The organism is Candidatus Hydrogenosomobacter endosymbioticus (assembly GCF_021654655.1).
GTDB lineage: Bacteria > Pseudomonadota > Alphaproteobacteria > Holosporales > GW7 > Hydrogenosomobacter > Hydrogenosomobacter endosymbioticus.
Map to the genome: position 1 here is coordinate 340,967 of NZ_AP025225.1, position 22,164 is coordinate 363,130.

Sequence of the window (22,164 nt, forward strand, 5' to 3'; positions counted from 1 at the left end):
ATCTCCTGTTTATATAGCTTTATTCAAGCTACACCAATGCGATGAACACTCAGGAGGACATTGCAAAGAAAATATAAACCCATCTAGCCAATTGGTATCATAGCTCCCGCTGACTATACCCTCGTTCAACGCCAGGCGCTGATGAAGCGGGATGAGAGTCTTCACCCCAGTAATAACATACTCATCTAACGCGCGCTTCATAGTCATAAGACATTCTTCCCTTGTATTGCCATAAGTTATTAGCTTAGCTATTAGGCTGTCGTAATACGGAGGAATTGTATACCCGGAAAATATAAAGCTGTCCACTCTTACATTAGGCCCGCCAGGAGCAAGATAATCTATGATTTTTCCAGGCTGCGGAAGGAACGTCATCGGATCCTCAGCGTTTATTCTACATTCCATAGCATGCCCTCTAAACCTTACGTCTTTTTGTGAAAATCCCAGCTTTCCACCGCTAGCTATTCGTATTTGCTCTTTTACAATATCAATTCCAGTTATCATCTCTGTTATTGGATGCTCGACCTGAATTCTTGTATTCATTTCTATGAAATAAAATTTTCCATCCTCATAAAGAAATTCCAGCGTTCCTGCGCTATAGTAACCGAAGTCCTTCATCGCAGATATCGCTTTTTCAAATATATACTCTCTTTCATCTCTAGAGAGCGCTGGGCTTGGAGATTCCTCAAACACCTTCTGATGCTTTTTCTGCAGAGAACAATCTCTGTCTCCAAGGCACACCATATTCCCGTGCGTATCGCCAAGCATTTGAAGCTCTATATGCCTTGGCTTTGATAAAAACCTCTCAATATAAACACCGTCGTCGCCAAAACTTGCCTCAGCTTCAGATTTTGCGATTTCGAAATTCTCTTTCAGCTCGTCGAGAGAACGAACAACTCGCATACCCTTGCCGCCTCCGCCAGACCTCGCCTTTATCAGAACAGGAAACCCTATTTCTTTCGCTATACCAGCAGCATCTTTTTCCGACGAAACAATACCCAATGACCCAGAGATCACATCAAATCCCAGCTCTATCGCTTTTTCGCGAGCGCTCACCTTATTCCCCATTACGTCCATATGCTCTGATGATGGGCCTATAAACACCATCTTGTGATCACGAACAACGTTTGCGAAATAACTATTTTCTGACAAAAATCCAACACCTGGGTGAATAGCCTCCGCACCAGACACCTCTGCAGCAGAAATAATCGCTGGGATGTTAAGGTAACTGTCGCATGATAAGCTTGGCCCTATGCATACACTTTCATCAGCCAGCTTAACATGCATTGCGTCAGAATCTGCTGTAGAATGAACGGCGACAGTGCTTATCCCCATCTCCTTGCACGCACGCAAAATCCTTAGTGCAATTTCTCCCCTATTGGCAATTAATATTTTTGAAAACATAAATTCTCGAAACAAACAATTCATCTGTGGAAATGCTACTATATTTTTCGCAAAACGAGAAACCGCGTCATAAACATAAGAGCCACACCAATCTCCAGCTACGAATAATCACACTGCCGGTTTGCAAAAAATGATATTGCATCAAGCTTCTTTCGACCATACAATTCTGGCGTTTTTAATGCTTGCGCTTTAATTTCGGTGCCTGCAAATTCCTCTAGAATGCTGTGATTTTATAATGGTTGACTGCACTGCATATCTTTCATAAATAAGTTATAAAATAGGTCTCGTTAACCTTGCCGTGAAGATATGGAGCGCGCTGTCATCTACGTTCGAAAACTACCGCTCCCATACCTGGATCAGAAACAGTTAATTGAAGGTGTTATCCATCATATTGAGCTTTTTTCTCTTCTTCTGGTTTTTCTTCGCCTTTAGACTGGTTTTTAGATTGGTTCTCCAGGTCGCGAATTATCTGTAATTCTTCTCCTGTTATTGAATCTTGTAGCCCTCGTTGATGAAGTTCTGCTTTTTTTCCTATCACTTTAAGAGGCCTCGCTTCCTGCTGTTGCTGATGAGGATATTGTTGTTGCTGAACATCGTGTTGCTGCTGTTCTGCTTTTTTTCCTATCACTTTAAGAGGCCTCGCTTCCTGCTGTTGCTGATAAGGATATTGTTGTTGCTGAACATCGCGTTGATGAAGTTCTGCTTTTTTTCCTATCACTTTAAGAGGCCTTGCTTCCTGCTGTTGCTGATGAGGATATTGTTGTTGCTGAACATCGTGTTGCTGCTGTTCGAGCTTTTGCAAGGCGGCAAGATCTTCCTGCGCCTTTAACATGTCATCGTCGCCAACATTACTAGACGGCTGAGTACTTTTTTCGCTGTTAAATTCCAAATTATCTGAAAAATCAATATGGACTGGATCGTTTACATTGAAGTCACCGTCTATTTCGCTCAAATTAGGTTCATTATCACTGAATTCAGCAACATTGCTAGAAGCATCAACACCATCTACGTCTAAATGCTCGCTATAATTCGGAACCTGTTCCTGATTATCTTTGCTCTGCTTATCCTGCTTCTTCGGCCCAGCAAAACACAAATCACCTTCTACAATTCCTGCTAGAAAACTGATTGCGGCATACGCTCGTAGTAAAACAAACTTTTTCTTCATTTATATAGTATGTTAATATTGTTACTATATAATTATATCTAAAATTTGTTTACTATTTATTACTCGCCAAGATTAGAGCGCAGATTCATAAATTAAAACCCTTCTCGCTAATGAATAAATTACTTGCCTTGTTCATTCTCGCTATCAGACAAGTCTTCTTCGTTACCTTCTGCAATTGCCTTAATTCCAACGCATAATTTCTCGAGCTTATCATAGTCGCTTTTTAAATCCTTCATATCAGACATCGGATCCTTCTTCAACGCCTCTAGACAATGTCGTATTTTCTCAGATAGATGCAAAATTTCACCGGTCTTCTGCGCTTCGCTGAGATCTTTAAGCAATTTATTCACCTTCTTCGAAAGACTTTTCACGCCCTTATTAATTATATTAATTTGATGTTGCTTGGCTTTTTCAAGAGAAACGGGTGCCTGCTGCTTACTTTGCGCAACATTAACTTTATTGCCAACATTATTGCAAATATTCGTTTTCTTATGGATCGGTTTTGGAGCTGCAAAACAATCACTCCCATAAATAACGGCACAACAAAACACAAGGCTACCATAAAATATTATTTTGCTCTTCATTTTAGTCTCCAACATGAGGGCCCTCCTTCATTGTAGGCGCGTTAATAAAAAAGTCAATATTAATTATTAACGATTGCTCTAATATAAACTGCGCACTACGCCAAAGCCTAGCGCAATAAGAATAATAGTTTACGGAATTCCTTGCGTACACCAAATCAATCGATTAGTTTAATTTTCACTCGCAAAGCAAAAAAGAGCCGTCACAAAAAGTGGCGGCTCAGATATTAATAACAGTAAATGCCGCCGCTAATCCTTGAACTGCTTCCGCGCCACGAGCGCGCCTCTGCCACTATTTCCCAGAGGCTAACTTTTCTGCTACTGCAGAGGGAACCTGCTCATACTGCGAAAACTGCATAGAATACGTTGCGCGCCCCTGCGTGAGAGAACGCAGGTTGTTGATATATCCAAACATCGTAGCAAGAGGAGTTGCAGCTCGTATCAGCTTAGCGTTCGCTTGCTGATCCATTTCTGTAATACGCCCGCGGCGACTGTTTATATCTCCGATAACATCTCCCATATACTCCTCTGGAGTAACAACCTCAACACTCATTATCGGCTCTAATATACGAGGGCCAGCGCTTGGGATTCCCTCTCTAAACGCAGCCTTAGCAGCAATTTCGAACGCCATAGAGCTCGAGTCTACATCGTGGTATGATCCATCAATAAGGGTAGCTTGAAAATCTATAACAGGAGCGCCAACAAGAACTCCTGTCTCCTTTGCGAGCTCGAGCCCTTTTTGCACAGACGGGATATACTCTTTAGGAACCGCGCCTCCGACAATTTTGTTTACAAACACAAATCCGCTTCCTGGAGGAAGAGGCTCAAATATAAGCTTTATGTGCGCAAATTGGCCAGCACCACCCGTTTGCTTTTTATGAACATAGTTTATCTCGTGCTTCTTAGTAATGGTCTCTCTATACGCAACCTGTGGAGCGCCTACAGTAGCCTCAACCTTAAATTCGCGCTTCATCCTGTCGACAATAATCTCCAGGTGAAGCTCTCCCATACCTTCTATGATAGTCTGCCCTGTTTCGTGATCGCTAGAATACCTGAAAGATGGGTCTTCTGCTGCCAAGCGAGACAATGATACTCCCATCTTCTCTTGGTCAGCCTTCGTTTTAGGCTCGACCGCAACAGATATAACAGGGTCAGGAAACTCCATACGCTCTAATATGATAGGCTTGCTCTGATCACACAAAGTATCTCCAGTTGTGGTCTCCTTAAGCCCTGCGAGAGCTACTATGTCTCCAGCTCGAGCTTCTTTTATGTCTTCGCGAGAGTTCGCGTGCATCTGAAGCATGCGACCAATTCGCTCTTTCTTGCCCTTAACGGAATTCAGAACACTTTCTCCCGAGCGCACAGTACCAGAATATATACGCATATAAGTGAGAGAGCCTACAAACGGGTCTGTTGCAACTTTAAACGCCAACCCAGAAAATGGAGCGCTAGCACTAGTTTCACGAACTGCGGACTCTTCTTCGCTTCCCGGAATTATTCCTTGAACAGGAGGAATATCAAGCGGTGATGGAAGATAGTCTATGACAGCATCTAACATAGGCTGAACGCCTTTGTTCTTAAACGCAGATCCGCAAATAACAGGAACAAACGCAAATTTCAGCGTTCCAGCTCGAATACACCTTTTTATGTCAGAAACATCAAGAGTTTTTCCAGACAAATACTTCTCCATCACAGAATCATCCTGGTCTGCTATAGCATCAATCATTTCATGGTGCTTCTCCTTAGCCTCTTCAACCATATTGGTCGGGATGTCTTCTATGGAAAATTTAGCTCCTAAACTATCGTCATGCCAACGCAGAGCTTTCATCTCGACGAGATCAACTATTCCTACAAAATCGCTCTCCGCTCCAATTGGAAGCTGAAGAACAACAGGAGTGCATCCAAGCCTATCTCTAATCATTTTCACACAGCGCGAAAAGCTCGCACCCATACGGTCCATCTTGTTCACGAAACATATTCTAGGAACTTTATATTTGTCAGCCTGGCGCCACACAGTTTCTGATTGAGGCTCAACGCCCGCGACTCCGTCAAATACGGTAACAGCACCGTCCAACACACGAAGAGACCTCTCAACTTCTATGGTAAAGTCGACGTGCCCTGGGGTATCTATAATGTTGATCCTATGATCTGACCAAAAACAAGTGGTTGCAGCAGACGTGATAGTAATTCCTCGCTCTTGCTCCTGCACCATCCAGTCCATTATCGCAGTACCTTCATGCACTTCTCCAATCTTATGAGTCCGTCCAGTGTAATACAAAACGCGCTCTGTAGTCGTGGTCTTTCCAGCATCTATGTGCGCCATAATTCCTATGTTTCTATATCTATTTAAAGGCACTTCCTGACTCATAATTTTTTCCTTTCTTACTTACTTAACATTTCATAACAGTAACTCTGGTAACATACCATATAAGATGAAAAAACACACTAATAAACCTGTTGCTCAACTATTCCACAATACACGTATCTTTTCACATTAGCACACACTAGCTCAAAATATCGCATGGCAAAAAGTTATAAAAACCATACAATTTTCACAGTATTTATTAGCATGACCTATTAGCAATTATCATGCTTGGTAGAATAGTTGTTTTAGAATCAAGATCGACCACCGCCAAGAGCTCTATATACAATCCCACATATTGCTATTGAGGCCGTTACCATACAAAAACTAATAACTATTTTTATAAGTAACCGGTTTATTATAGCATAGTCTGCAATTTCAAGCGAAAAAAGATCTCTTTTTCTAGCTTTTGACACTTCATATCTATCAACAGGAGTTGAAAAAAAACCGACCCCTTCCTTGTTATACAAAGAAGCTCCGCCAACAAACATCCCACACCACGACAAATAGTCATCGTCGCTTTTAAACATTCTAGTTATGAAATTTTTATCAATAACTCTTGAGTCATTATAGTTGTCCGGAAAATTGTATAGCATAAACGGACGCGCTATTGAATTTTCCATAAAATAAATTTTAAAAAAGTCTATGAAGTTGGCTGCCACGCACGTTGTCCCAAATATCGAAAATAATAGCAAAAATGCAGCTTTTTTCTTTCTAAAATAGTTGCTGGAGATTTTGTTTTTAGACTTATTTCTTCTCACAATAATCATACAAAAAACATATAAAATAAAAAAAACTACTGACGAGAGCGCAAAATCCATAACAAAATTCTTTGGAGACACCGTGCCACAGCTTCTTCCAACAAGCGCAAAGCTAAAATTTCGCCCATCGTAAAACGGAGCGACGCTATCTATCAGTTCCCAATCGTCCACTGGTTCGCCGGCTTGCTCTCTAGAACCGCTATCTTCCTCGCCTCTAAACCTTCCGCATTCGGTTGGCAACATAGCAACGCAAGGAATTTTTGAATTATATGTCTGCGAATATATTTCTGGTCTTGTTTTGAATATAGAATCTATTGACTTATTTATAAGATTTATTGCAAAAAAACAGCTTCCAACTCCAGATACATACATGATCATCAGAATAAAGCTAAATGCTGTTGCTTTAGAAAGACTCACAGGGTTGTTTTTTCTCTGCGCAGAAAAGCTAGCCCTAGTTATACTCATCGAACACACCTCCAACAACTTCTTCAGCAACCATAGAATTCCGAATTCTTTTATACATAAACGCATGCAAAACTAGCGCAAATACAAAAACGGCAATATCCAAAAAAGACACCAAAATTCTTATTTTTGCCTCTTCGCGCAACGACGTCAGCGCCCTGGACCTGTAAAACTCCATTGCAAACATCTCTCCACCAGCGCTTTCGAATTCAGGATTTCTGTTAAACTTGTTCCTAAACCATGTTTTATAAAGAGAAGCGTCGCTAAATACGGCTCCGTTTCTTAATTCAGGACTTTGTATATATTCTTCTGAAAACTCTGGTACGACACAATCTATAACTGCCTCAGCGAAAAATCGAGATTCGTTAACAATTAATATGCACATAGAGACAATAACCATGAACAAATACGATATATACATTCTTATGACAATATTTGGCGTAGAAAAAACCTGCATTTACATGAAATTGCTATTGCGCATACAAATAATACTCCTCCCCCACTTAAAAACGAGTGAATCCTGCTCCTAAACCATCCATTTTCTCGTTAGTTACTGAACCGCACATCAACCACACACAGAAGGACATGCTATGCTTACAAATACCATATAAAATCTGAAAAACGTTGCTAGCCAACAAGCTCCTCAAGCATCCCCAGATATACTTTTTTTAACATTTCTATATCTAGTACAGAAACGCATTCGTTTACCTTATGCATGGTAGTCTCTGGGAGGCCGAACTCTATGACAGGAGCTAATACAGATAAAAATCTCCCATCTGTCGTTCCACCATCTGTCGATTCTCGCGGCATACACGTAATTTTTCCAACAGATGATTTCACGAAACCTATCAATCCAGCATCATTTGTAAAAAATGCTTCGCCACTTTTATGAAATGATAAAACATGATCTCCAGCCAATTCCGCACACACAGAAGATATCGCGTCACATATAGAATCGCATGTATGAAGCGGATTAAATCGGACACCAAATCGTGCAAAAACCTTCTCTGGAGTAACATTGACAGCATTGTTTCCAACGTCTATAGACGTAACTTCAAGCCTGCTTTTCTGAAACTCTGGAAAAGTAAGTCCGCAATCAAAGTCAATAGAACACAGCTTTCGCAAACAATCAAGCATTCGAGAAATCGGATTATCAAAAAGGTGTGGGTATGCTATGTGTCCTTGCACGCCTCTGCACACAAGCTCTGCGCATACGCTTCCTCTTCGTCCCACATTCACACATTCTCCAAAAATACCTCCTGTCGGCTCTCCTATAAGAAAAAAGTCAGGTATGTAGTTGTTTTTCTGCAGCCAACCAACCATCTGCTTTATGCCATTAGTCCCTGTTCCCTCCTCATCGCTTGTAAGCAGTATGCTTACCATAAGCTTTTCCTCTCCACTTCCTTCGTCTGTCTCAGAATGTTCGCAGCAACCAAAACCTCTATCTTCTAGCTCGCATACCGCAGATAGAAAAGCTGCTATAGCCCCCTTCATATCAACCGCTCCGCGCGCATACAAAACCCCGTTATCCACGGTTGGGGTGAATGGATCAAATTTCCACATAGACAAATCGCCAGGAGGCACGACGTCAACATGTCCAACAAAACATATGTGGCGAATGTTTGGTTTGCTATAGCACGATTTGCTCTTTCTTAAAGCATACGACCTATATGCATACAAATTTGCAGTGTCCTCAATATTTTTTTCTGCGCACCAAAACCCAAGCAACCTCAGGTCGTGAGCGATGTCAGATATTGCGCCATCGTCATTTGGCGTAATGCTTTTGTAAGATAGAAGCGATACAGCAGACTTAACTGGGCACCTATCGATAATAATCACTTTTTTATACGAATATCGCAGATTTCACATCATACTACACATCCATAATTCTCATGTGAATGCTAAAACGCAAATGACGCGGTGTTCGACTCGGATTCGTGATTTAAAATAGATCGACGCTCACGGTTAAAACGAGCTCCAAAACCATTGCCACTTATACATAATCGTAATCAAGTTGTAAAAATCAAACTCAGCTAACGCCGGAAGAGACTCTGCAAATCTCTAGAAGCTAGACACATATATCATCAGATGAGCGGTAGATCGAAACCGTACCCACTTTTGATATATCAACCTTCTTGAAGTTGAGGCGACGCAGTGCTCGTAGGACGCGGGGAAGGAGTTTCAGAAGATTTAGATTCGCTGCCTTCATTATTTCTTACCGCGCGAGCCGCTTTTTTCTTTTTCGGTTTGCATTCAGCAGCGCCGGGTACAGACGATAAACTGCCCATCGATATTATCTCCTTCACTTGCTCGCCACTGAGAGTCTCATAGACAAGAAGGCTATCAGCAAGAGCGCGTACCTTATCCCTGTATGTCTCTATTAGCCCTTTCGCTTTGGCGTAAGATTCTGTAACTATCTTTTCCACCTCTTTGTCTATTTTGCTCATCATCTCCTCTGATATTTTCTCTGACTTAGCAAACGGATTGTACATATCGGCATCGGCTCCTCCACCGTATGCCACAAGAGAAAGGGCGCTCATTCCCCATTCTCTTACCATTTTATTAGCAATTCTAGTGGCCATTCTAAAATCTGACGCAGCACCGGTAGTGATATTGCCCTCTCCAAAAAAAGCCTCTTCCGCCGCTCTTCCTGCCATAGCTACCACTATATCGTCCCAAAGCTTGTTTTTAGAAACAGAAGAATGGTCCCTCTCTGGGATCCTTATAACAACTCCAAGAGCAGACCCCCTCTGGATTATGGTCACCTTATGTATTGGATCCGACTCTTTCGAGAAAAATGCAGCTATTGCATGGCCCGACTCATGAACAGCGACAATTTCCCTTTCCTTTAGAGATAGGGTGGACGACCTCCTCTTGGGCCCCATAATAAGCTTATCTTTACTCTCTTCGAAGTCCTTCATCCCGACAATCTTTTTTTTATTTCTCGCCGCAAGAAGCGCTGCTTCGTTCACTAGGTTCGCAAGATCTGCCCCAGAAAATCCTGGTGTTCCGCGTGCCAAAACGCTACATGAAACATCATCAGAAGCCTTTATCCTCTTCATATATAGCTGGAGTATTTTTTCTCTACCGCCCACATCAGGAAGCCCGACGTACACCTGCCTATCAAATCTCCCAGGCCTTAAAAGCGCCTGATCCAATACGTCCGCTCTGTTCGTTGCAGCCAACACAATTACTTGCTCTTTCAAGCTAAATCCATCCATTTCAACCAGAAGCTGGTTCAGGGTTTGCTCTCTCTCGTCGTTACCTCCGCCGACCCCGATTCCTCTATTACGACCAACCGCATCTATCTCGTCTATAAAAACTATACAAGGAGACTGACGTTTAGCCTGCTCAAACAAATCCCTAACTCTGCTTGCTCCAACACCAACAAACATCTCAACAAAATCGGATCCAGATATAGAAAAGAACGGAACACGCGCCTCTCCAGACACAGCTCTCGCCAAAAGAGTCTTTCCCGTTCCAGGAGGGCCAACAAGAAGCACTCCCCTAGGTATCTTGCCACCAATTTTCTGAAATCTGTGCGGATCACGTAAAAATTCTACTATTTCCTCAAGGTCTTGCTTTGCCTCGTCTATCCCTTCCACATCAGAAAAAGTAGTAGGGTTTTTATTGGGGTCAGAAAGCTGCGCGCGAGATCTTCCAAACCCCATAGCCCTTCCATTGCTATTGTGCATAGGCCTAAAGAAGAAAAACCAAATTCCACCAAGAAGAATAAGCGGAAGCCATGTCAAAAACACCTGAAGCAGCGAAGGAGCAGGCGACTCCGGCTGTCTCGTTTTGATAAAAACCTTGTTGTTTATCAGATTTTGTATCAGGTCTTTATACTGGTAGGGGATATATGTGGAAAACTTCCCGCCAGACTTATACTCGCCGACCAGGCTCTCCCCACGAATAGTAACTTCTTTCACATCAGAAGAATTAACTTTTGATATAAAATCAGAAAACTCTATGGCCTTCACCTGCTCTGGAGCTCCGCCATGAAAAACGTTAAAAACGGAAATCACCAACAGGACGATTATAGTCCAGATAGCGACATTCTTGCCATTATTCCTAATATTCATACTATATTTTGAAGACAACAGTATAAGCCAAAAAAAAGACCCGCAGGATTGGCGTATTCTATCTTATCCATATATTTTTTGCAACTGCTGCATTCTAACATTATTCGCTTAAAGTTTTGTTTGCTAGGTGCGGCGCCAATCCTACCAGCACACAAGAGACCCTCTAACATCAACATGTATGAACCCAGACTTTCCATAAAATCCAACCCCTCCTCGACCTAGCCTGCACGCAGCTCGATGCGCTTCCCTCAGATAACTGCGAGGAAAACTTATGTCTATAGCCTTTCCAAGAATATGATAACTGTTCTTCGCCACCCCCAAAGAGCGTTTATTTAGTGTGTGGTTTGTTTTCAAAGACCGGTATCCAGATATCACTTCTATACGTTTTTCGTAATTTATCGCGGTTTTTATATCGAATACCAATTCGAATATTCTTATATCTATTTTTTTGTGTTCGCCAGTCCTGTGGTCTCTAAGAAATCTGTTCAGTTGTTTTATAGAAGAATTGATATATTTTCCGTTTTTCCAAAATGTAATTTTTATTTCTTCTTTTGTATGAATATTATATAGCCATAATTTTTTTTCTGTATTTCTTTTTCTTGTTGAACGCTTTCGTGTGTTTTTACAAATTGCCATAGCGGATTTTTCCACCGCGCATATGGCCCCTACTTCTAAAAAAACTGTTTCTATACATATAACGCTTATGAAAAACGTAATTTTAAAAAATTTCATCACACTTTTTAAAAATTCAATCATTTAAAAAACTAAAATAGACAAATTTTTAACCATTTAAAAGATAAAAAATATTTTTCAGTTATATGCTGTTGAAAATTCTTTTTTATTTTTTAAATAAGCTTATTTCTTTTATGAGTAACTAGAAGACTTGTATACAATGGTGATTTAGTATACCCTCCACTCTGTGTTGCCTTTAATGGAGTTTTGTTATGAGTCGATCTTCTATAGGTTTTATATTCGCTTGCTGCATGCTTTTTTTGGATGATGGGAAGGCGGAGGCCCGCAGCTTTTGGAAAAAACTTTTCGGTATAAAGGAGAACAAAAAAGGTCGCGCTCACAGACCGAAGAAAAAATCTCCAGATAGGGATAAAATAGAAAGAAAATGTCAGAAAACAAGGGCGCTTAGAGCTGCACTGTATGCAAAAAAGTGTAAACAAAAAGAGCAGATATTTTTCTGTGATAGGTCTGCTAAATCTGCTGACGAATATCTTCAGTCCCTTGCTGATGCATTTTCTCTTTTCAGAGGAGGTGTTAACAGCGGATATAGCTCTATAGAGTTCAAGCTAGACCTTGAACAGTTTGTACCAGGCCAAGAGCTTAAAAAAGAGCTGGGAAAATTCTTTAACCTCACGCATAAAGAATATGGAAGCGTCGGAGAGTTTTTCGGAGCGTTTTTTAGCAATAAAACATTGGAAGACAAAAGCACTAAGGCAGAAGAAAAAAGTCGTATATCGTATAAAGAATACAACTCTTATGTTAAGTGGACAAACGAACTATTCAACAACTTCAAACTTGTAGAAGGATTGGAATCAGACGAGGCTCTTATACGGTTTTGCGAGACTGTATCTCCGAAAATAAGCAAGAAGATAACGACCCTAGGGCATTTAGGGAATTTTCTTGGCCAATACTCTCCAAAAATAGCAGAGAAATATGAAAAAAGACTGAGCAATGCTAAGAAAAATGGCGCTAATAGCGGATCGGACTCTAAAAAAGTGGACAGAGCTTATAGCCGCAGGAAAGCAAAAGTTCTATCTAGAAAAGCGAGCGATGATCTTCGCGGCATAAAGATCAATCACAGAAAAAGTACACAAAATTTCGACCACGATGTGGGACAAAAATCAGAAATTGAATAGGCTCCCCGTTTGCCTATGGGATGGGTGGGATATAGTGGTTCAGTTCTATATCCCACCACACGTCAGACGTGGGGTTGCGCTGTTCGCCGCGAGCACACTCCTACCATGTGTTTACCTATGTCAGCTCCACATACATTTTCATTTCTCAAGCAGCTGCAGGAAGACTCCAACCGACCAGTAATAGCCAACAGCAAGCCCCCCCTAGAGGCCCCCCAGGGGGCGCGCATTCCAACTAACACCCACACAGCCCCAACCACAGCTCTGTTTATATAAGCATTGAAACTACAGCTCCACTCATACAGCTTGCCAATGTACCGGCAAATAGCGCCCACGCACTCAACTCAACAAGCTCCCTTTTCCTCTCTGGAACAAGAGACCCAATTCCTCCGATCTGTATAGCAATGCTTCCAAAATTAGCAAATCCGCATAACGCATACGTCATTATCACACTAGTGCTGTGCGATATCTCTCCCCCGCCAAGTTTAGTCATATCAATCATAGCTGCAATTTCGTTCAACACTGTTTTCGTCGCTAAAAGCTGCCCAGCTACGTGCGCTTCGCTATAAGGAACTCCCATCAACCAAGCAATAGGAAGAAATACATACCCGAGAATAGACTGAAGGGTCACCTCACATCCGAACAAAATACCAGTAACCCCCGCTAAACATTTGTTCGCCAAAAATACAAGCGCAAGCACAACGATAAGGTTAGACGCAATCCCCCACATCAAGTTCAGCCCATCAGCAGTCCCTTGGGAAACCGCCTCCATACTATTGTTAAATTTGTAAGGCATCTCCATTTTGCCAGATGTTTCCTTTCCGCACGACGGTATCATCACTTCCGCTAAAACCAAAGCCGCAGGAACATTTATGACAGATGAGGTGAGAATATGAGCAACTGCAGCTCCAGGAATCAGTTTTTCCAAGAACGTGCTGTACAGCACCAATAGAGTCATAGACGTAGTAGCCATACCAGCAACCATAACAGAAAATAGCTCATTTCTAGAAAATTTTGATAGATACGGTCTAATCAAAAGAGGAGCATCTGTCTGACCGAAAAATATCTTGGCAGCAGCGCACGTCCCAAGAGCTCCACCTATACCAAGCGCTCTTTGCGCAACAAACGACACTCCGTTAACAACAGCAGGAAGAACCCGCCAGTAAAACAGTAACATAGAAATAGCGCTTATGACGATTATCATCGGAAGCGCCTGAAAAGCAAAAACAAACATGTGGTCCGTGTTCGCAACAGGAAACGGAGAAGCCCCTCCTCCAACATAACCAAACACAAACGAAGTGCCCTCCGCTGTCGCTTTCTTCAAAGCCTCAACACCTCGAGAAACAAACAAAAACGCCCTCTGCGTCTGCGGAGCTTTTATCAAAATTGCAGCCAAAACAACCTGCAAAATAAGCCCACTCAGAACCTTGCGAACAGAAACCTTGCGCCTCTTTTCGCTAAAAACAAAAGCGATCGCCAAAAAACTAACAATCCCTAAAACACCGTGAATACATACTTGAACATCCATACACTACCTGCAAAACCCCGAATTCGTATGATTCTACATCACCAAAAGCACCTCTTTCAACTACAAAATCTATAAAGTCTACAAATTGATAGTCCTAGCCTTATTTGCTAGAATCTGTGAGACATTCTTACGTAAGTTTTTGTTCTATGACCGCTGAAATGCCGTATCCCTTTCGAGATTTTGAAGAAAAATGGAGGAAAATATTCGAAAACGGTGGCCGCGAGCCATTTAAAAATAGGCGCAAAAAATTTTGCATCACAATGCCTCCGCCTAATGTGACAGGCCGCCTCCACCTCGGGCACATAATGTCTTCCACAGAGCAGGACATCGTCATTCGATTCAAATCAATGTGCGGGTATGATGCTATGTGGATCCCGGGCCTTGACCATGCCGGAATAGCTACTCAGATGATGGTCGAAAAAGAACTACAAAAAAATGGGACATCAAGGAAACATCTTGGTCGCGAGAAATTTTTAGAGAAGGTTTGGGAGTGGAAAGAAAAATATGGCGGTTTTATCATAGAACAGATGAAACGCATGGGATTCTTAGCCGACTGGTCTAGCCTTAAATTCACTATGGACAGCGACATAAACAAAGCCGTTACAAAGTCGTTCATAGAGTTATATAAAAGGGGATATCTGTATAGAGACCTTCGCCTTGTAAACTGGGACCCGGCTCTTCAAACAGCTTTATCAGACCTAGAAATAGTAAGCAAAGAAGAGCCCGGGACATTCTGGTACATAAGGTATTTCATAAACAACACGCACCAACATATAGACGTCGCAACAACTCGACCAGAAACGATATTTGCAGACACAGCGATCGCTGTCCACCCGGACGATATTCGTTATTCAGATTTTGTTGGTAAAATGGCCGAGGTTCCGCTTATTGGAAGGAAAATACCGATAGTATCAGACCAAGCAATATCTATGAACAAAGGTACCGGCGCTGTGAAAATTACCCCTGCCCATGACTATACGGATTTCGATATAGCAAAACGGCACAGTCTTCCATTTATTGATATATTCGACGACGAAGCCAAAATAAATCGCTCAGCCCCAGAATGGCTTTTTGGGCTAGACCAACAAACAGCAAGAGCGAAAACTCTAGAAGCACTTAAGGACTCCGGCCACTTAGTACAAGAAGAAAATATCTCAATACCAATACCGAGAAGCGAACGAAGCGGCGCCGTGATAGAGCCCCGTTTAACTCACCAGTGGTTTATAGACACGAAGGCTATGGCCAACAAAGCGATGGCTTCTGTGAAAAACAAAGAAGTCACAATCCTTCAGCCCGAACAAGAGCGAAAATTCTTCGAGTGGATGGAAAATATTCGCCCATGGTGCGTCTCGCGCCAGCTATGGTGGGGGCACAGAATTCCTGCTTGGTTTGCTGAAGATAAAGAAAATGGAAAAGAGTTTGGCTCAGCTAATATAGGAAAAGAAGATTCTCGATATGCAGAGAAAAACTTCTTCATAGCAGAAACAGAAGAAGAGGCAAAAAATCAGGCCAAAGAATTTTTTGGTAAAGATGTTGTCCTAAGACAAGACGAAGATGTGCTTGACACATGGTTTTCATCTGGGTTATGGCCATTTTCTGTGCTGGGGTGGCCAGAAAATTCACTTGAAATGAAAGACTATTACCCAAACGACGTTCTGTTTACAGGACACGATATTTTGTTTTTCTGGGTATCACGCATGATGATGTTCGGCTGCGAGCTCACAGGCAAAGCGCCCTTCTCAAAAGTATATCTGCATCCGCTTATTCGTGACGAGTATGGCAAAAAAATGTCTAAAACAAAAGGTAACGTGATTGACCCTATAGAGCTTGCGGACGAGTATGGAGCAGACGCGCTTAGGCTTTCTATGATGATGATAGCCACTCCGTCTTTGTATGTGCGCTTCGGTCAGCGCAATGTTGAGCAAGCAAAAAGTTTCATTACAAAAATATGGAATGTTGGAAAATTTTGCTCTGCCTATAAAATCTCGCTAAACGAATTCGCACTTGCAACTCAGAGGAGCACTGAGCACCCCAAATGGCCAATCAATTCATGGATTTTAATCGAAACAAAAAAAGCTGCAGATTTGATGCGAGAAATGCTAGAAAATTATAAATTTCACGATGCCTCGCATTATATCTGTCAGTTTACGAGAAATATTTTCTGCGATTGGTATATAGAATTTGCAAAGCACGCTATTTCATGCGAAGACGAACAAACAGCAATCGAAACTAAACGCACCCTCGCCGCATGCTTTTCGGATATACTAAAAATGCTACATCCAATCATTCCATTTGTAACGGAAGAGCTCCATAGCTCTCTGTGCAACGTAGACAAAAAACACCAAGAGCCGTCTCCTTTGTTTAAACAGGAATGGCCATCTTCATATAAAGACACAGACAACGAAAGCGACTCTATAAACGTATATAGACTTATGGAAATAGTAAAATCTATACGCAATTTACGGCACACCTTCAGCATCCAATTTTCTACTCCTCTTTGCGTGTGCATAGCAAACCTCAAGGAAGAGAGCTGTGTTAAATTTTTCAAAAATCACTATGAAATGATAAAAAAACTAGTAAAGTTGTCTTCATTCACGTGCAGCGAAAAAAGAGAGTCTTCTGGGAAAGATTTTGTTGGAGCAAGAATCCCTACGAAATTCTGCATTATATACGTAAATTTAGATGGAATTGTTGATTTTAATGAAGAACGCAATCGACTGAACAACTCTATTCAAAAAACAAGAACAGAGATTGCCTCTATCGAAAAAAAGCTTGAAGATCGAGAGTTTTTGGATAATGCGCCGGAAGATGTTGTAGAGAATATGCGTTCAAGATTAATCGATAAAACTGACGTAGCACAAAAACTTCAAGAGGCACTGTCTGCAATATCTCTATAGGCTGCGTAGGCTATGGGCAGCGCCCGCTGTTTTGCATTACAGAAGAATCACAAAAATAATCAAATAAAGTTGACCGCCTCTATAGTCCACGCTGGCGCGTCCTTCAAAATTGAAGGAGCGCCACTTTCTTATCGCGATAAAAACCCACAACTAGCAACAAACACAAATCAGCCATCGTCCTAAAAACTATCTTCCATCGCTCATCTTCTCAAAAATGCCAGAGTGCATTCCTCCTCGATTTCTCAACAACTATGGCTTCCTATCTCCGTCGTCTTTATACTCGGCGTCAACAACATTTTCTTTATCAGATGCATTTCCGCCCGCTGTTTGGGCTTTAGCAGACTCTTCTTTGTATGCAGCTTCTCCAAGTTTCATAGCAGCGTCTATAAGCGTTTGAGTCTTTTCCTTTATAACCTCTGGGTCTGAGCTATTAAGAGCAGACCTTAAATCAGCTAAAGAGGACTCTATTTTAGATCTTTCATCAGAAGACACTTTATCGCCATACTGCTTCAAGTTTTTATCTGTAGTGTGAACCAATGTCTCTGCATTATTTTTTGCTTCTGCTAGCTCGCGCTTTCTCTTATCTTCTTCTGCGTTCATTTCAGCTTCTTTTATCATGCGCTGTATGTCGTCCTCATCCAGCCCTCCAGAAGATTTTATGCTAATACGCTGCTCCTTACCAGTTGCTGTGTCCTTAGCCGAAACGCTTACAATTCCGTTAGAGTCTATATCAAACGACACCTGAATCTTTGGAACGCCTCTTGGAGCTGAGGGAATACCGACTAAATCAAACTGCCCCAGCAATTTGTTGTCTGCGGCCATCTCTCTCTCTCCTTGAAATACCCTGATCGTCACAGCAGACTGATTATCCTCTGCTGTAGAGAACACTTGAGATTTATTCGTAGGTATAGTCGTATTGCGCTCTATGAGTTTTGTAAACACTCCACCTAAGGTCTCTATTCCCAAGGAAAGAGGTGTTACGTCAAGCAAAAGCACATCCTTTACATCTCCTCGCAAAACACCGCCTTGAATAGCTGCACCGATAGCAACCACCTCATCTGGATTTACACTTTTATTAGGTTCTTTGCCAAACATGCGCTTCACGGCCTCTCTCACAGCCGGCATACGCGTCATGCCTCCAACAAGAATTACCTCTTTTATATCAGACACAGAAATTCCAGCGTCGTTAATCGCCCGCCTACACGGCTCCAAAGTCTTCTCGATCAAATCTCCGCATAACTCTTCAAGCTTAGACCTAGAAATGCTCATCTGTATGTGCTTGGGGCCAGTTGCGTCTGCGGTTATAAATGGTAGGTTTATTTCTGCATTCAAAGTGCTGGAAAGCTCCATCTTAGCTTTTTCAGCAGCCTCCTTTATTCTTTGAATAGCAAGCGGATCTCCGCGCAAATCCATCCCGCTGGATTTCTTAAATTCTTGAATGATATAGTCCATAACCTTCTTGTCGAAATCCTCTCCGCCAAGGACCGTGTCTCCATTTGTGGATTTAACCTCAAAAACACCATCTCCAAGCTCGAGTATGGACACGTCAAACGTACCTCCGCCAAGATCGTACACAGCTATATACCCGCTCTGCCCTTTATCCAATCCATACGCTATAGCCGCAGCGGTAGGTTCGTTTATTATGCGAAGCACATTTAATCCAGCAATTCTTCCAGCGTCTTTCGTGGCTTGACGCTGAGAGTCGTTAAAATATGCTGGAACGGTAATTACCGCATCAGTAACCTTTTCTCCCAAATAATTTTCTGCGGTATCTTTCATTTTTTGCAAGATGAACGCGCTTATTTCGCTCGGACTATAGTCCTTATCTTTTACCCTAACCCACGCATCACCATTAGAAGATGCGACCACCTTATACGGAAGAGAGGCAAAGTCTTTCTTCGCAGAGCCATCGTCGAACCTTCTCCCTATAAGTCTCTTTATAGCGTATAAAGTGTTTTCAGGATTTGTCACAGCCTGACGCTTAGCTGGATCTCCAACAATTCGCTCTCCTGTTTTTGTAAACGCAACAACAGAAGGAGTCGTGCGCAGCCCTTCAGAGTTTTCTATTACCTTGTAATTTCCTCCTCCCTCCATAACCGCTACACAAGAATTAGTAGTTCCAAGATCTATACCAATAACCTTTCCCATACATACCTCCACACATTGCAACGCGCCCAAACGAAACCCCACCTATACGGCATGCCACACAAGCAACCACCGCAGCCAGCGCAACGCCTATGGCAGGACTCAAAAAGCGCCTTTCATACTATATTAATACCAAAAAGGAGCCTATAACACAAAGCGTTTCCAAAAAGCCCGAGATCAAAAAGAGCTTTTAATAGATTCTCTTACAGAAGAAATCAAAGCTTCTATACCAAAATGGTTATGCCCACCTCCTTGAGCTATGTCGTCTCTCCCTCCGCACTTTTCACCTCCTACTTTACCTATTGCAGAACTCAGCAACTTAACCGCAGAAAGCCTGTCAACCAGATCATCAGTAACACCAACTATAACAGTCACTTTATGTTTTGCATCAACAGAACCATCGCTCGCATCTTGTGCCTCTATATTAGAGACCATAACAACTCCGGACCCAATTTTTCTTTTCATATTGTCAACTACAGACTTAAGCGACTTTACCTCGTGATTACTAAGAGAAGAATGCCAAAATTGAGCGCTCCCAATACTTTCGCTAACAACACTTGACAGAGCGCAATCAGACGCGCCCATTCGAATTGCTTCTTTTCTGAGAATCTTGTTTTCGTCTATTAAAGCCTCGAGCTTTTGGGGCAACGAATCAATTTCACTCATTGAAATTTTTGCGACAGACGCAATCGTGCGGACTTTCGAATAAATATCCTGAAATAGCTTAAAAGCAGCTTCGCCAGTGATAGCGTCTATACGTCGTACCCCAGACATACAGCTGCTTTCGCCAGTTATCTTGAACACGCCAATCTCTCCAGTTCTTTTAACGTGAGTCCCTCCGCACAGCTCCATAGAAAACGGCGTTACAAAATTCTCGCACATGCCTATAGATACAACCCTAACAACGTCCCCATACTTCTCCCCGAACAGAGCCATCGCTCCGCTATCAGAAGCATCGCTATAAGACATGACCTCAGTTACCACGCTCGTATTTTGCCTAATGGAATCATTAACAATCCGCTCGACATGGGCTATCTCTTCTGCTGTCATCTGTATACCATGGCTAAAGTCAAATCTTATTCGATCATCTGAAACATAAGACCCTTTCTGCATCACATGCTCTCCAAGAACACTCCGCAAGGCTGCCTGCATCAAATGTGTCGCAGAATGATTTGCCATTATCTTTTTTCTTCTCGCAGCATCGATATTAAGATCAACAGAATCACCCATCCTAAATGCCCCATCGCTAACAATAACTTTGTGAATAAACAGCCCATTTACCTTGATGACCTCATAAATTGATGCAAAAGAAGCGCCAGAACGTGACTTCATATATCCTTTATCAGATGCCTGTCCTCCAGACTCCGCATAAAAAGGTGTAGCGTCGACTACTATTGCTGCGCTCTGTCCTGAAATTACCTCGTTTTTTTCCTCGCCTCCAACTATTATGGCCTTTATAGCAGCAGCGCCCCCAATCTCGTTATACCCTGTAAATACTGTCGCAGGAATACGCTGTGACAACGAAGCATATGCCTGACACTCAGGAGAAACTGACGCACACATAAGAGCTCCTTCGCGAGACCGCCTCCTTTGGTCGTCCATAAGCTCATTAAAAGAGCGTTCATCGAGCAAAATCCCTCTATAAGAAAGCTCGTCATTAATCACGTCTATTGGCATCCCGTATGTATCGTAGAGTCGAAATGCATCAGCGCCGCTGAGGGCCTGACCTGGCAGAAGGTCTGATATTATTCTTTGCAAAACAGGCATTCCATTTTCAAAAACTTTGCAAAAACTGTCATATTCCTGCGAAAAAATAGATCCTATAAGAGGCTGGGCCTGCACAAGCTCTTTATAAAAACCTCCCATGTTGTCCACTAGAGTTGGCATAAGCTTTTGAAACAATTGTCTGTCATCCGTCATAGATCTAGCGTTTTTTATCGCCCTTCTCATGATGCGGCGAAGAACATAGCCTCTTCCTTCATTAGATGGAAATACTCCATCTGCTATCAAAAAGGCCGCGCTCCTCAAGTGATCCACAACAATTCTGCTTGGAACTTTATAAATATCTAGCCGATCCTTTCCAGAGATTTCGAACAAACGCGCGATAAGAGAGCTGAAAATATCTATATCAAAATTGTCATGCACTCCTTGAAGAACGGCAGCGATTCTTTCGATACCCATTCCTGTATCTATCGATGGCTTTGGAAGGCTCACCCTCTTGTCCTTTGACACTTGCTCAAATTGCATAAATACAAGATTCCAAAGCTCAACGAACCTGTCGCCATCAGCATCCGTCTCTCCTGGTTTTCCGCCAGAGATGTGCTCTCCATGATCATAGAAAATCTCTGTACAAGGACCACATGGCCCCGTATCGCCCATAGACCAAAAATTGTCGCTTGTAGATATGCGTATTATGCGATCATCAGAAAAACCGGCTATAGACTTCCACAACCTAACAGCCTCCTCGTCGTCGTGATAAACGGTGACACATAGCCTGTCTTTGCTAATCTCAAACACTTTTGTAAGACACTCCCAGGCATAAAGTATGGCCGACTCTTTAAAGTAGTCACCAAACGAAAAATTACCCAGCATCTCAAAAAATGTGTGATGACGAGCAGTATGACCAACCTGATCAAGATCGTTATGCTTCCCTCCGGCACGCACACTTTTTTGGCATGTAGACGCTCTGGAATATCCTCTTTGCTCTTTTCCTATGAAAATATTCTTAAATTGCACCATACCAGAATTTGTAAACAACAAAGAATCGTCATTTTCAGGAACAAGTGAGGATGGGGCAACTATTTCATGCCCCTTATCTTTAAAAAATTGAAGAAATGAGCTTCTTATATTTGATGTTTTCATAAACCATCCAGTTTGTACAACGTTTTCTATTCAGCTCAATTATACCAGCAACA

At 42.1% G+C, this 22,164-nt stretch carries 14 protein-coding genes; 2 read left to right on the top strand and 12 right to left on the bottom strand.

The annotated features are described in order from the left end of the window. Window positions 1-9: 9 nt before the first annotated feature. The 9 genes from accC to HYD_RS01620 form a co-directional block, all read right to left on the bottom strand. Window positions 10-1,401, bottom strand: a complete 1,392-nt coding sequence (gene accC / locus HYD_RS01580; protein WP_236865666.1) for an acetyl-CoA carboxylase biotin carboxylase subunit — start codon at window positions 1,399-1,401, stop codon at window positions 10-12. Between the two features lie 379 nt (window positions 1,402-1,780). Further along, window positions 1,781-2,566 carry a hypothetical protein gene (locus HYD_RS01585; protein ID WP_236865667.1) on the bottom strand — a complete coding sequence of 262 codons (786 nt, stop codon included), beginning with the start codon at window positions 2,564-2,566 and terminating at the stop codon, window positions 1,781-1,783. A 119-nt stretch (window positions 2,567-2,685) separates the two neighbouring features. Further along, window positions 2,686-3,150: a hypothetical protein gene (locus tag HYD_RS01590; protein WP_236865668.1), complete on the bottom strand. Its 465-nt coding sequence runs from the start codon at window positions 3,148-3,150 to the stop codon at window positions 2,686-2,688. 289 nt (window positions 3,151-3,439) lie between these two features. Next, the gene (gene fusA, locus HYD_RS01595; protein WP_236865670.1) at window positions 3,440-5,515 is read right to left on the bottom strand and encodes an elongation factor G; all 2,076 of its coding nucleotides are present in this window, start codon (window positions 5,513-5,515) and stop codon (window positions 3,440-3,442) included. 248 nt (window positions 5,516-5,763) lie between these two features. Next, window positions 5,764-6,735: a hypothetical protein gene (locus HYD_RS01600; protein ID WP_236865671.1), complete on the bottom strand. Its 972-nt coding sequence runs from the start codon at window positions 6,733-6,735 to the stop codon at window positions 5,764-5,766. Next, complete coding sequence (locus HYD_RS01605; RefSeq protein WP_236865672.1) at window positions 6,722-7,189, bottom strand: hypothetical protein; 468 nt, start codon at window positions 7,187-7,189, stop codon at window positions 6,722-6,724. The genes HYD_RS01600 and HYD_RS01605 overlap by 14 nt, the downstream gene beginning before the upstream one ends. Before the next feature lie 170 nt (window positions 7,190-7,359). After that, complete coding sequence (dapE, locus tag HYD_RS01610) at window positions 7,360-8,571, bottom strand: succinyl-diaminopimelate desuccinylase (RefSeq protein WP_236865682.1); 1,212 nt, start codon at window positions 8,569-8,571, stop codon at window positions 7,360-7,362. A 287-nt stretch (window positions 8,572-8,858) separates the two neighbouring features. Continuing rightward, window positions 8,859-10,808 carry an ATP-dependent zinc metalloprotease FtsH gene (gene ftsH, locus HYD_RS01615; RefSeq protein WP_419469455.1) on the bottom strand — a complete coding sequence of 650 codons (1,950 nt, stop codon included), beginning with the start codon at window positions 10,806-10,808 and terminating at the stop codon, window positions 8,859-8,861. A 147-nt stretch (window positions 10,809-10,955) separates the two neighbouring features. Further along, window positions 10,956-11,570: a peptidoglycan L,D-endopeptidase MepK gene (locus HYD_RS01620; protein ID WP_236865684.1), complete on the bottom strand. Its 615-nt coding sequence runs from the start codon at window positions 11,568-11,570 to the stop codon at window positions 10,956-10,958. 188 nt (window positions 11,571-11,758) lie between these two features. On the opposite strand from HYD_RS01620, the gene HYD_RS01625 reads away from it, so the two are divergent. Then, window positions 11,759-12,682, top strand: a complete 924-nt coding sequence (locus HYD_RS01625; RefSeq protein WP_236865686.1) for a hypothetical protein — start codon at window positions 11,759-11,761, stop codon at window positions 12,680-12,682. A gap of 265 nt (window positions 12,683-12,947) precedes the next feature. Here HYD_RS01625 and HYD_RS01630 read toward each other — a convergent pair whose 3' ends face one another. Beyond that, complete coding sequence (locus HYD_RS01630; protein ID WP_236865688.1) at window positions 12,948-14,207, bottom strand: NupC/NupG family nucleoside CNT transporter; 1,260 nt, start codon at window positions 14,205-14,207, stop codon at window positions 12,948-12,950. A gap of 116 nt (window positions 14,208-14,323) precedes the next feature. Here HYD_RS01630 and HYD_RS01635 point away from each other — a divergent pair, with 116 nt between their 5' ends. Beyond that, entirely contained in the window at window positions 14,324-17,104 is a 2,781-nt protein-coding gene (locus tag HYD_RS01635; RefSeq protein ID WP_236865690.1) for a valine--tRNA ligase, read from the top strand. 249 nt (window positions 17,105-17,353) lie between these two features. Here HYD_RS01635 and dnaK read toward each other — a convergent pair whose 3' ends face one another. Both dnaK and alaS read right to left on the bottom strand, forming a co-directional pair. Next, window positions 17,354-19,252, bottom strand: coding sequence for a molecular chaperone DnaK (dnaK, locus tag HYD_RS01640; protein ID WP_236865692.1), 1,899 nt, complete (start codon window positions 19,250-19,252; stop codon window positions 17,354-17,356). Window positions 19,253-19,426: 174 nt separating this feature from the next. Further along, the gene (alaS, locus tag HYD_RS01645) at window positions 19,427-22,111 is read right to left on the bottom strand and encodes an alanine--tRNA ligase (protein ID WP_236865694.1); all 2,685 of its coding nucleotides are present in this window, start codon (window positions 22,109-22,111) and stop codon (window positions 19,427-19,429) included. Between the last annotated feature and the right edge of the window lie 53 nt (window positions 22,112-22,164).